General features: G+C 62.6%; 11 protein-coding genes. 7 read left to right on the forward strand and 4 right to left on the reverse strand.

What is annotated here, in order from left to right:
* The first annotated feature begins 2 nt into the window (after window positions 1–2).
* Window positions 3–479, forward strand: coding sequence for a 30S ribosomal protein S9 (rpsI, locus tag ACHMW7_RS20095; RefSeq protein ID WP_395447271.1), 477 nt, complete (start codon window positions 3–5; stop codon window positions 477–479).
* Window positions 480–548: 69 nt separating this feature from the next.
* Here rpsI and ACHMW7_RS20100 read toward each other — a convergent pair whose 3' ends face one another.
* A complete protein-coding gene (locus ACHMW7_RS20100; RefSeq protein WP_395447272.1) occupies window positions 549–1,628 on the reverse strand; it encodes a glycerophosphodiester phosphodiesterase family protein in 1,080 nt (359 codons plus the stop codon).
* A gap of 208 nt (window positions 1,629–1,836) precedes the next feature.
* Here ACHMW7_RS20100 and speB point away from each other — a divergent pair, with 208 nt between their 5' ends.
* The 3 genes from speB to ACHMW7_RS20115 all read left to right on the forward strand — a co-directional run bounded on the left by speB (window position 1,837) and on the right by ACHMW7_RS20115 (window position 4,687).
* Window positions 1,837–2,793: an agmatinase gene (speB, locus tag ACHMW7_RS20105; RefSeq protein ID WP_395447273.1), complete on the forward strand. Its 957-nt coding sequence runs from the start codon at window positions 1,837–1,839 to the stop codon at window positions 2,791–2,793.
* Window positions 2,794–2,880: 87 nt separating this feature from the next.
* Window positions 2,881–3,819: an N-acetyl-gamma-glutamyl-phosphate reductase gene (gene argC, locus ACHMW7_RS20110; protein WP_395447274.1), complete on the forward strand. Its 939-nt coding sequence runs from the start codon at window positions 2,881–2,883 to the stop codon at window positions 3,817–3,819.
* A gap of 1 nt (window position 3,820) precedes the next feature.
* On the forward strand, window positions 3,821–4,687 hold the full coding sequence (locus ACHMW7_RS20115; RefSeq protein ID WP_395447275.1) for an aminoglycoside phosphotransferase family protein: 867 nt from the start codon (window positions 3,821–3,823) through the stop codon (window positions 4,685–4,687).
* Here ACHMW7_RS20115 and ACHMW7_RS20120 read toward each other — a convergent pair.
* A complete protein-coding gene (locus tag ACHMW7_RS20120) occupies window positions 4,677–5,771 on the reverse strand; it encodes a COX15/CtaA family protein (protein ID WP_395447276.1) in 1,095 nt (364 codons plus the stop codon). The two genes, ACHMW7_RS20115 and ACHMW7_RS20120, sit on opposite strands and share 11 nt — an antisense overlap.
* Window positions 5,772–5,927: 156 nt before the next feature.
* Between ACHMW7_RS20120 and ACHMW7_RS20125 the strand changes: the two genes are divergently transcribed.
* On the forward strand, window positions 5,928–6,146 hold the full coding sequence (locus ACHMW7_RS20125) for a DUF2842 domain-containing protein (protein ID WP_395447277.1): 219 nt from the start codon (window positions 5,928–5,930) through the stop codon (window positions 6,144–6,146).
* A gap of 3 nt (window positions 6,147–6,149) precedes the next feature.
* Here ACHMW7_RS20125 and ACHMW7_RS20130 read toward each other — a convergent pair whose 3' ends face one another.
* Window positions 6,150–7,199, reverse strand: coding sequence for a polysaccharide deacetylase family protein (locus ACHMW7_RS20130; RefSeq protein ID WP_395447278.1), 1,050 nt, complete (start codon window positions 7,197–7,199; stop codon window positions 6,150–6,152).
* An 88-nt stretch (window positions 7,200–7,287) separates the two neighbouring features.
* On the opposite strand from ACHMW7_RS20130, the gene ACHMW7_RS20135 reads away from it, so the two are divergent.
* A complete protein-coding gene (locus ACHMW7_RS20135) occupies window positions 7,288–8,496 on the forward strand; it encodes a GNAT family N-acetyltransferase (protein ID WP_395447279.1) in 1,209 nt (402 codons plus the stop codon).
* Window positions 8,497–8,499: 3 nt separating this feature from the next.
* Here the strand turns inward: ACHMW7_RS20135 and ACHMW7_RS20140 are convergent, their stop codons facing one another.
* Window positions 8,500–10,728 (reverse strand): GumC family protein, encoded by a 2,229-nt coding sequence (locus ACHMW7_RS20140; protein WP_395447280.1) that lies wholly within the window; start codon window positions 10,726–10,728, stop codon window positions 8,500–8,502.
* Window positions 10,729–10,930: 202 nt separating this feature from the next.
* Between ACHMW7_RS20140 and ACHMW7_RS20145 the strand changes: the two genes are divergently transcribed.
* Window positions 10,931–11,497, forward strand: a complete 567-nt coding sequence (locus ACHMW7_RS20145) for a polysaccharide biosynthesis/export family protein (RefSeq protein ID WP_395447281.1) — start codon at window positions 10,931–10,933, stop codon at window positions 11,495–11,497.
* The last annotated feature ends 26 nt before the right edge of the window (window positions 11,498–11,523 follow it).

The following is an 11,523-nucleotide window of genomic DNA, read 5'->3' on the forward strand; positions in this document are numbered from 1 at the left end:
TTATGGCTGATCTCAGCTCGCTCGCAGAACTCGGCACCGTGACCGCTTCGGTGCAGCCTGCCGCTCCGGTTCACGTCCAGAAGCTCGACAAGAGCGGCCGCGCCTATGCCACCGGCAAGCGCAAGGACGCCATCGCCCGCGTCTGGGTGAAGCCCGGCTCCGGCAAGATCATCGTCAACGGCAAGGAATTCGCGGCTTATTTCGCGCGTCCCGTGCTGCAGATGATCCTGAACCAGCCGATCGTCGCTGCTGCCCGCGTCGGCCAGTACGACGTCGTTGCTACCGTCGTCGGTGGCGGTCTGTCCGGCCAGGCCGGTGCCGTTCGTCACGGCATCTCCAAGGCGCTGACCTACTACGAGCCGACGCTGCGCGGCGTGCTCAAGAAGGGCGGCTTCCTGACCCGCGACAGCCGTGTCGTCGAGCGTAAGAAGTACGGTAAGGCCAAGGCCCGTCGTAGCTTCCAGTTCTCGAAGCGCTAAGCGCCTCGTATTTCAGAATTTGGGAAAGGCCACCTTCGGGTGGCCTTTTTCGTTATGGACTTGGAAAAGTCAGTTCGTCGGCAGCTCTCGCAGTTCCGACGCGGCGTGGCCCACGGCCGAGGCGACCGATTCGTCGATCTCCGCATAGGGTACGCGATAGCCATTGGCGGCCAGCCAGTTGATGGCAGCCTTTGGTTCGTCGGTCTGGATCATGGTGGCGCCGCGCTCGGCCCAGAAGCCGAACACCTCATTTGGAAATCCGGCAGCCACGGCGAGCTCGTCGCCGCGACCGCCCGACAGGAAGCCTCCGGGCTTGTTGACGATGGCGTGGGTGTCGACCCAGATGTGCCAGTTGCCACGGATGGAGGCCGCCCTCACCTTTGCCGTAAACAGCGGCCCGCCAGTCTCGGTCATCTTCTCCGCGTTGCCGCGCCAAGTGATCATCTCCACGGCATCGGCGGCAAAGGCCTTGCCAGCGGCTGCGACGAAGGCAGGGTCGCGCACGGCATCGTCGGCCATGATCGGCATGAACTGGAACCCCTGCCCCACGCGCGCCATGGTCGCCTTGACGGCGGCGACGCGCTCGGCATTCCACAGGTTGGCCTTGACGACGACCTGCTCTTCCATGCCCATTTCGCGCGCCAGAGCGACCATATCGACGAGATCGGCGGTTTCGAGCTTGTTGTCGAGATTGACCAGGATCTTGCCTTTGGCTGCCTCCAGCATTTCCCGCAGCGTCGGCACTGGCTCGCCGGTCACCGCTCCCGTGCCTTCAACGACAAGTCGGCAGTGGCGAAGTTCATCCAAAGTCCGCGCTATCACCTCGCCCTTGCAGTCGGTGGTCCGGTCGAGCCAGCTGTCATGCATGACGATCAGTTCGCCGTCCTTTGACCGGCGTATGTCGATCTCGACCATTTCGGCGCCCAGGGCGATCACGCCGCGCAGCGAGGCGATGGAGTTCTCTGGATAAAGCGTCTTGCCTGCTTCCAGCCCGCCGCCGCGATGGGCAACAACCATGACGTGGTCGCGCCACTGGTTGGCATTTTCGAAACGCTCGAGGATCTGCTCGCTGCGCGGGCCGGCATGGCTCGCCGACGCAATACCAAGAGCAAGGAGTAACGAGGTCGTGGCTGCCAGAACTGTCCGCATCGGAATCGCTCCATGACCGAAGGACGCGAGCAAGGACCTACGCAGTTGCGATGACAGGGGCGTGTAGGCCAGATGACAGTCAAATGACCAAAAGATGGCCCGGCAAGGCGCCTGTCACACGCGCAACACCTCGGGGCTGGCATGTTGCGGCCAGCTTCTGTAGTTCTTGCGCCTCGAAATTCCGAAAGACCGACTGAGGAGACTGCCTATGCCCACTTCATCGATCGATCACGCTTTCACCGCGCGCACCGCTTCGGGGCGCTCGGGTGATCCGACCTATGCAGGGGCTTTGTCCTTCATGCGCCGCAAATATTCGAAGAACGTCGCCGGCGCCGACGCGGTGGTCTGGGGCATTCCGTTCGACGCAGCCGTCACCAACCGTCCAGGTGCCCGTTTCGGCCCGCAGGCGATCCGCCGTGCCTCGGCGATCTTCGACTGCGACCCGCAATACCCGTTCAATCGTGACCTGTTCGACGATCTCGCCGTGATCGACTATGGCGACTGCCTGCTCGACAGTGGCAACCATCAGAAGACGCCGGCAGCGATCGAACGTGAAGCGGCCAAGATCCTGAAATCCGGCGCCTTCCTTCTGACGCTCGGCGGCGACCATTTCGTCACCTGGCCAGTGCTGAAGGCGCATGCGGCGATTCATGGCCCGATGGCGCTGGTGCAGTTCGATGCCCACCAGGACACCTGGCCTGACGACGGCAAGCGCATCGACCACGGCTCGTTCGTTGGGCGTGCGGTCAAGGACGGGATCATCGATCCCGACCGCTCGATCCAGATCGGCATCCGCACCCATGCGCCCGCAGATTTCGGTATCAAGATCCTCTACGGCCACGAGGTCGAGGAGATGCGCGCCGCCGACATCGCTTACGCGATTGCCGAGCGCACCGGCGGCAAGAAGACTTATGTCACCTTCGACATCGATTGCCTCGACCCGGCCTTTGCGCCGGGGACCGGCACGCCGGTGGCGGGCGGGCCGTCCTCGGCCAAGATCCTGTCGGTGCTGCGCCAGATGACCCAGATCGATATTGTCGGCGCTGACATCGTCGAGGTTGCACCAGCCTATGACCATGCCGATATTACCGCCATCGCCGGCTCGACGGTCGCCATGCATTATCTCGGCCTGCTGGCCGAGAAGAAGGCGCGCGACAAGGCCTGAGGCACTGAATCCAGAGCTTGCGGACATGAGTTCCGAATTTGGCCATAACTGACTGAAATAACGAATTTTTCGACGGACGGCAGAACAATGAAACCGAAAATCTTCATCGACGGCGAACACGGCACCACCGGCCTCCAGATCCGCACGCGACTCGCTGCCCGCGACGACCTCGCCGTGCTGTCGATCCCGGAAGCCGAACGCCGTAACCTCGACCTCAGGGCCGAGCGGCTGCATGAGGCCGACGTCGCCATACTGTGCCTGCCCGACGACGCTTCCAAGGAAGCGGTGCGCATCCTTGAGGGCAACAACTCGACTCGCATCATCGACACGTCGACGGCGCATCGCGTCCACCCCGACTGGGCCTATGGCTTCGCCGAAATGGACGCCGCCCAGCGCCAGCGCATCGCCGATGCGCGGCTGGTCGCCAATCCCGGTTGCTACCCTACCGGCGCCATCTCACTGATCCGCCCGCTGGTCGCGGCCGGCATCCTGCCCGCTGACTATCCTGTGAGCGTCAATGCGGTCTCCGGCTATACCGGCGGCGGCAAGCAGATGATCGCCCAGATGGAAGACGCTTCCCGTCCCGACCATATCGCCTCACCGCATTTCCTCTACGGCCTGCCGTTGATGCACAAGCATGTCGCCGAGATGAAGCAGCATGGCCTGCTTGAGCGCCGGCCGATCTTCGCGCCGTCTGTCGGCCGTTTTGCCCAGGGCATGATCGTGCAGGTACCGCTGCATCTCGCCGACCTCAACAGCGCGGCGTCGATCGGCGACATCCACGCGACACTTGCCGCGCATTATGCCGGTCAGGACATCGTCGAAGTCGTGCCTTTGGCGACCAGTGCAAAACTCGATCGCCTCGACCCGACCGAACTGGCCGATACCGACAACATGAAGCTCTATGTGTTCGGCACCGAAGGCCAAGGCCAGCTCAACCTGGTCGCGTTGCTCGACAATCTCGGCAAGGGCGCGTCGGGTGCCGCCGTGCAGAACATGGACCTGATGCTCGGCCTCAAGCACTAGGATGGATCAAGCTGTCGTTCCCGATCATGGGCCGGATCGCTGGCCAGACAGGTGGAATGTCAGCGATCCCGAGCTCATGGCCGAAACGTTTTCCAGCCGCATCTGGAAGGTGCGGCTGGCCGACGGCAAGCCGGCGGTGGTCAAGGCGCTCAAGCCGTTCGATGATGTCGCCGACGAATTGCGCGGCGCGCATTATCTCAGCTGGCGCGACGGCGTTGGAGCCGTGCGCTTGCTCGGCTTCGAGGAGCACAACATGCTGCTCGAATATGCCGGCGACCGGCTGCTTGTCGATGAATTGAACGAGCATGGCGACCGGCACGCGACCGACATCGCCAATGAGGTGATGACCAGGCTGTTTTCGCCGTCCGACGTCCCTCCTCCCGCCGATTTGCAGCCGCTGCGAGAGCGTTTTGCCAGCCTGTTCAAGAAAGCCGAGATGGATCGCGATGCCGGACTGGAAAGCCCTTATCGGGACGCTGCTGTCATTGCAGAACGGCTGCTGTCAAATCCGCACGAACAGCGCGTGCTGCACGGCGACCTGCACCACGACAACATCCTGCTCGGCGAACGCGGCTGGCTCGTCATCGACCCCAAGGGCATCCTTGGCGATCCGGGTTTCGACGCGGCGAACTTCTTCTACAACCCGCTCGGCCGGCACGACGACCTTTGCGTCGATCCTGAGCGGATCGCCTACATGGCCGAGCGTTTCGCCCGAACGCTGGGGCAGCGCCCCGACGCCATCCTGGATCACGCTATCGCCTGGGGCTGCCTGTCATCGTCCTGGCATGCCGAAGACCAGAACGATGAAGACGAGGCGAGCGAACTCGCCGTCGTGGCTGCGGTCCGCGCGGTCCGGGCTAACTTCTGATCGCCACGTCGTTTTCGAGGGGATACGCACCCTTCGTGCCGCGCCAGTGGGCCGTGGCGAAAATCAGCACCAGCAGTGCGAAACCCTGATGCAGCAAGGCCCAATGCATGTGCGCCTGCATCAGCAGCGTGCCGACACCGATCGCGGCCTGGCAAAGGACCAGTAACGCAAGCACCAAGGCACGGCGCGCATGGGTGGTAACTGGCGCTTGCCGCATGGTCGCGACGGTATGCCATAACGCCGCCGCCAATAGCGTGTAGGCGAACATCCGGTGGACGAACTGCACGGTCTTGGGGTTCTCGAAGAAATTGCGCCAGACGGGTTCGATGACAAGCAAATCGCCCGGAATGATCGCGCCGTCCATCAGCGGCCAGGTGTTGTAGCTGAGGCCGGCATGCAGGCCGGCAACCAGCGCGCCGAGATAGATCTGGACCAGCACCAGCAGCACCATGATGCCTGAGAAGCGCTGGACATTGCGATTGGCCGGCGCTTCCGAATAGGTCGCCAGGCCACGCGCGATATAGGCCACAGCGGTGACGATGATGCAGGCGAAGGTCAGATGGATCGCCAGGCGGTACTGGCTAACGGAGACGCGCTCCGACAGTCCCGATGCAACCATCCACCAGCCGATGAAGCCCTGGAAACCGCCGAGCGCCAGAAGGCCGACAAGCCGCGGTTTCATACGGCGCTCAAGGCGGCCCGAAATCCAGAAAAAGGCGAGCGGAATGGCGACGAGGAAGCCGACGCCGCGAGCGAGCAGCCGGTGTGCCCACTCCCACCAGAAGATACCCTTGAACTCGTCAACGGTCATACCCTTGTTGACTTGCTCGTATTGCGGGATCTGCTGGTACTTTTCGAACTCTTCCTGCCATTCCGCCTGGTTGAGCGGTGGGATCACACCATGGATCGGCTTCCATTCGGTGATGGACAGGCCGGAGCCGGTCATGCGCGTGGCGCCGCCGACCATGACCAGCGCAAACAGGACGACCAGCACGACATAAAGCCAGCCGCGAACGAGCGCGCGATTGCGCAACTCCCTGTTTCGCTCGGCAAGCGGTGCGGCGGTGTTGGTCATGGCTGACATTACAATCGTTCCCGGCTCATACGAAACCGCGGGACTGGTGGACCATAGCGGCCCCGCTGGCAAGTTCGGACCACGCGACACGCAGTCGCGCCGGCCTTGCCCGGTTGCGCCGGCTGGCCAGAGCGACTATGCGAAGCCTGGATCAAGGATGAAGAAATGCCCGTGCGCGTCAAGAAGCTGATCGGAACCGTGCTGCTGGTGCTGCTGGTCATCGTTTACGCGCTGATCGCAACGATGGTGGCGGTGGCCCAGCTGTCGCAGTCCGGCCCGGTCATACACCTGCTGTTTTTCTTCCTCAGTGGCCTGCTCTGGATCTTGCCGGCAATGTGGATCATCAAGTGGATGGTCAAGCCGCCCAAGGCAGCCGGCCGCTAGGCTTTACACCGTCACGACCCGGCGACCGCGATTGGCCATCAAAGTCGTCGCACCCGACAGCATCGCACGCATCGCCGCGAGATCCTGATGCCGGCCGTTGATCGAAAGCCGCGGCAACGCGTGCAGATTCCGGGCATGTTCGGGCCTGAGCACGCCATGGCGCGTGGTCACAGCAGAGGCATACCCCACCTCACGCGCCAATTCGGTTTCGCGCAATCCTGCCGCTGCCGCATAGCCATAGGGATAGGCGAAATGGCGTGGCGTGGTGCCAAGTTCGGCCTCGATCATGCTGCGCGAGCGATACATCTCGCGCAGTGCCGCATCCTTGCTCAGCCGCTTGAGATTGTAGTGGTGCACCGTGTGGGCGCCGATGGTGACCAGCGGATGCGCAGCGCAGCGCCTGATCTCGTTCCAGTCCATCAAAAGCTTGCGGTTCGGCGCCGAGGCATCGACGCCTGACATACCGGCCCAGTTGCGCAGGACGGCTCGCTGGTCCTCTTCACGCACTTCGCTGGTGATGTGGGTCGACAGGCGGCGGAATGCGTCTGCCCGGCCTTCGGGTGTCGCGCAATCGAGCTTCATTTCGCCGCCCGGCATGGCGACCGAAAGCGGCTTTCCCGCCTCGACGATATCGTCGAGCACTTCCCACCACAGATCGACAGCACCGCCCGTCAGCCCCGACGCAACGTAAACGGTGATTGGCGCGGCGTGCTTTTCCAGAACGGGCAGCGCCTCGGTCAGGTTGTCGCGATAGGCATCGTCGGCGGTCAATGCGGCGAACGCTCCGGCCCCGCGCGGCGAACGCAGGCGCACCACGGCCTCGTCCATCGAAACGAAGGCATAGCCCATGCGTTTCATCTCGGTGATCAGCGCGTCGAGAAATTGCGGCGTAATGCTGAGATGGCGGTTGGGCCCATCTGGCCGCTCGAGGAAGGCCGTGACCCTGTGCAGCATGAGAATGACGCCGACGCCGCCAACCAACGGCCTGGCGAGAGCGCCCAGACCGCCATATCCGATCAGCAGGAAAGCCAGCTTTCGGGCTACGTCGATCATTCCTTCACCTTTGGCGCTTAGGCTTGGTCGCATCGAGCATACCGAGGAATGCTCTACATGCCGATCAATAGCCGGCAAGGATTGAAGTATGGTTGACGCTACTGCCCCCAGCGAAAACAACGTCTTGCTCCGCCAGGCAGCCGATACCGCAAACGTGGCAACAGCTGCTGTCCTTCCGGTTTCAAGCGAAACGCTGAGCGCCTACGGCAAGTTTACCAGCATCTATGCGCCAGCCCAGAGTCCTGAATGGGTTTCGACCTGGATCGACACCAACAAGCTCGACACAGTGCTTGCAACATTGAGCGCCAATGGGCGACCGGTGATGTCAGTCGCGCTTGAAGTCACCAGTGAAGGACCATTCCGCATCGCGCGTTTCTTGGGCGGCAAACACGCCAACGGCAATTTTCCGGCCGTGGACAAGAATTGGCTGGCAGCGGCAAGCGCCAACGACATTGACACCCTCGTCCGCTCGATTGGACAAGCCCGCCCGGATATCGATCTCGTCACGTTCGACCGCCTGATTGCCGATTTCAACGGCTTGCCCAATCCCTTGCTCAGGCTGCCTTCATCACCGAGCCCGAATGTGGCGCTTGCGGTCAATCTCGACGGCGGATTCGAAAAGGTTCTCACCCGCACCAATGGCAAGAAGAAGCGCAAGCGGCATCGCAGCCAGGAACGCAAGTATGAAGCCGTTGGCGGCGCGCGGCGCACGATGGCGACCACAATTGCCGACGCCAACGCCATGCTCGACGCGTTTTTTGCGATGAAGGAACAACGTTTTGGTGCCATGGGCATCACCGATGTGTTTGCCGATGCCGGGGTGCGCAGCTTCTTCCGCAAGCTTTTCGTCGATGCGCTCGCACACGAAAAGCCGTCCTTCGTGTTGCATGGGCTCGAGGTCGGCGGCAAATATCGCGCGGTCACCGGTGCAAGCCGTGCCGGAAATCGGCTGGTCTGCGAGTTCGGGGCCATTGCCGACGACGAACTGGCCTATGCCAGCCCGGGCGAATATCTGTTCTTCGACAACATCTCGGAGGCCTGCGACGATGGCTTTGGCGTCTACGACTTCAGCGTCGGCGACGAGCCCTACAAGCGCCAATGGTGCGATCTCGAAATCCAGCATGCCGACGTGCTGGTACCGCTGACCGCCAAAGGCCGCTTCTATGCGCTAGGTCTGAAATCGATGTCGCGCATCAAAGGCTCGGTCAAGAACAACGCCACGCTATGGGCGTTGATCAAGCGACTGAGATCAGGCGTGCGCGGCAAGCCGACGGCTGCGACCGCCGAGGACGATTGACCTTCAGGCAGCCGAACGGGTCGGCTGCGGCGTCGTTGGCAAGCGATGCCCGACAGGCGTCACCAGGATGACATCCTCATAGCCACCCGCACGCAGGCCATCGGCCACATAAGCGATCTCGTCATCATGTTGAAGGAAGCTGACCAGCACTTCGGTGCCGTCGCCGACAAGACGCCTGATCTCGCCGGCATCGGCCGGGCCGCATTCGACAACCACCAGATCATAGGCCGTGGTCAGCGATTCCATGATGATCGGCAGGCGGTCGGCTGCGCGCATGGCACGCGCCGGATCGGCAGTTCCAACCGGCATGACATCACAATCCGAATAGTGGTCGGCGCGGATGACATCGGTGAACTGGGCTTCGGAAGCCAGGAGATTGGTGATGCCGGGATAGTGGCCGCCATCGAGCATCGGCCCTGCCGCGGCACCTGAAGCAGTCAGGTCGAGCAACAGTACGCGCAGTCCGGCATCCGCTACCTCGCGCGCCACCAGCACTGCTGTCGCCGCGGCGTCGTCGCCCTCGGGCGAAACGAAAATGGCGCGGGCCGCACCGCCGGCGATGAGCTTTTCCGCAGCTGTTTCGATGCTGATGCCGCCATGGGTAATCGGGGCAACTGGGCGCACAGGCTCCGAAGCCGGTTCTTCGGAAACTGGCAGGTCTTCTTCAACATCAACCATCGCGGGCTGTCCGGCATCGTAGCCGGCAAGCTGCGCTGCCATAGTTGGCTCATCCACCTCGACCCGGGAACGGGGCGCTTCTTCGTCGGGCAAACTTGCGACACGACGAGCCGGCATGGGCACCTGAGTGACCGGGGTTACTCGGGCGCCGGCGGCGGGCCGCATGGCGCGGCCGGAAAACAGCTCCTGCAGCAAGGTGAAGATCGCCATCAAGAGCAGCGAACCGACAAACGCTGCGCCGACAATCGGGATGATCTTGGGGAAATAGGATTCGGACGGTACGGTCGCGGTCGAAAACACACGAGCGTCGACCGGCAGATAGTTGCGATCCTGACGCGATGCGGCCTCGCGATAGCGCGTAAGATAGGATTCGAGCAAAGCACGCTGTGCCGCTGCCTCGCGCTCAAGCGCACGCAGCTCGACTTCTTCTTCCGACACGCGGCCTGATTCCACCTTCAGCCTGTTGAGGTCGGCGATCAGCTGCTTTTCGCGAAGGTCCGCGCTGTTGGCCTCGTTGACCAGTCCAGCAAGAACCTTCTCCACCTGGGAACGGATTTGCACGTCGAGGTCGGCGAGCTGCGAATTGAGCGCCTTGATGCGCGGATGATTGGGCAGCAGCGTGGTTGAAAGATCGGCGATGTCGTTGCGCAGCTGGATCTGGCGCTCGCGCAGCCGCTGGATCAGACCGGAAGACAGCACTTCCGGCAGCGCGTCGATCGAGCCGCCGTTCTTCAATGCCTGGCGTACACTCTGCGCGGTGGCTTCGGCGGACGAGCGGCCGGCGCGCACCCGCGACAGCTCGCTGGAGAGCTCGGACAGCTGCTGGGTGGCAAGTGCTGAATTGTTCTGGCCAACGAGCAGGTCGGACTGCGAGCGGAAACTGGCGACGCGAGCCTCGGCATCCTTGACGCGCTTGTTGAGGTCAGCGATCTCGGGCTTCAGCCAGTCGGTCGCCTCGGTGCTCGACTCAAGCTTCGAGTTGCGCTGGAAATCGAGATAGACCTCGGCGATCGCATTCGGCACGGCAGCCGCAAGCTTGGGATCCGCAGACGAGAACTGGATGACAATGACGCGCGATTTCTCGACGCGGTAGACCGTCAGCTTTTCGCGGAACGCCTTGAGCACTCGCTCTTCGGGCGGCAATTCATTTGGATCGCTCTTGAGTCCGGCAATGACCAGAAGACGCGAAATCGTCGACATCTCAGATGACGCGTCGAATTCCGGCAAGCTGGCCAGATCGAGCTTCTTGGCGACCTGCTTGAGGATATCGGTCGAGCCGATGACCTCGACCTGGCTTGTCACCCCCTCCTCGTCGAGAATGGGCCGCTCGTTTTCGCCGCTGCCGTCAGGCCGCGTGAAGACAGACTCGCGCGTTTCGATCAGCAGGCGCGTTTCGGCGCGGTATTGCGGCGTCGCCATCGATGCCAGCACAAAGGCAAGTCCGGTAACAGCAACCGAAAACAGCACCAAGCGCAGCCAGTTCCGCGCAAGACTGGCGAAGAGCTGGCCGAGATCGACATCGACATCACCGGCAGTGGATTGGACGCCAGACATGCAATTCCTACTCCGAGGCTGAGCAGACTGCACGGTAAACAAACATGGTAACCCATGCGTTAACATCGCCGCGCGGCACGCAACCTCGGTCACGCAAGATGAAGCGCGCCCTTTACCGGGCATTAACCCTAACAAGTCGATAACTGTCGCGAACCGATATTCCGCTGCGTGGCGGCCAGCAGTCGAAGGTGTGTCTGCCGAAATGAAAAGCTCCCTTCCCCTTTGCCATGCGCTTCTCGCAGCCATGCTCGTCGTCAGCGGTTGCTCGAGCTATCGCCCAGCGCCCGCCGCCTTTCATGAAGTGCTCGACCAGCCCTACCGTCTCGGTGCCGGCGACCGCATCCGCGTCACCGTCTTCGAGCAGGAAGGCCTGACCAATACCTATGCCGTCGACCAGTCGGGCTACATCTCCTTCCCGCTCGTCGGTGGCGTGCCGGCGCGCGGCTCGACAGCGCAGGAAGTCGAAAAGGCGCTGGCCGCCAAGCTGCGCCAGGGCTATCTGCGCGACCCGGATGTTTCGGTCGAGGTCGATCGCTACCGGCCGATCTTCGTCATGGGCGAAGTGGGGGCTGCCGGGCAGTATTCCTATGTCCCGGGCCTGACCGTACAGAAGGCCGTGGCGATGGCCGGCGGCTACAGCGCCCGGGCCAATCAGGGCAATGTCGACATCACCCGTGACATCAACGGCAAGGTGATGACCGGCCGCGTGTTGACCACCGACCCGCTGCTGCCCGGCGATACCATCTATGTCCGCGAGCGGCTGTTCTAAGCCGCCGTGCAGCAGACCCCGCCCCG

The organism is Aminobacter sp. UC22_36, assembly GCF_044056035.1.
Taxonomy (GTDB): Bacteria; Pseudomonadota; Alphaproteobacteria; order Rhizobiales; family Rhizobiaceae; genus Aminobacter.

Coding starts and splice junctions, on each gene's coding strand:
- rpsI (WP_395447271.1), top strand. CDS start 3: ATGGCTGATCTCAGCTCGCTCGCAGAACTCGGCACCGTGACCGCTTCG.
- ACHMW7_RS20140 (WP_395447280.1), bottom strand. CDS start 10,728: ATGTCTGGCGTCCAATCCACTGCCGGTGATGTCGATGTCGATCTCGGC.
- ACHMW7_RS20100 (WP_395447272.1), bottom strand. CDS start 1,628: ATGCGGACAGTTCTGGCAGCCACGACCTCGTTACTCCTTGCTCTTGGT.
- ACHMW7_RS20135 (WP_395447279.1), top strand. CDS start 7,288: ATGGTTGACGCTACTGCCCCCAGCGAAAACAACGTCTTGCTCCGCCAG.
- ACHMW7_RS20120 (WP_395447276.1), bottom strand. CDS start 5,771: ATGTCAGCCATGACCAACACCGCCGCACCGCTTGCCGAGCGAAACAGG.
- argC (WP_395447274.1), top strand. CDS start 2,881: ATGAAACCGAAAATCTTCATCGACGGCGAACACGGCACCACCGGCCTC.
- speB (WP_395447273.1), top strand. CDS start 1,837: ATGCCCACTTCATCGATCGATCACGCTTTCACCGCGCGCACCGCTTCG.
- ACHMW7_RS20125 (WP_395447277.1), top strand. CDS start 5,928: ATGCCCGTGCGCGTCAAGAAGCTGATCGGAACCGTGCTGCTGGTGCTG.
- ACHMW7_RS20130 (WP_395447278.1), bottom strand. CDS start 7,199: ATGATCGACGTAGCCCGAAAGCTGGCTTTCCTGCTGATCGGATATGGC.
- ACHMW7_RS20145 (WP_395447281.1), top strand. CDS start 10,931: ATGAAAAGCTCCCTTCCCCTTTGCCATGCGCTTCTCGCAGCCATGCTC.
- ACHMW7_RS20115 (WP_395447275.1), top strand. CDS start 3,821: ATGGATCAAGCTGTCGTTCCCGATCATGGGCCGGATCGCTGGCCAGAC.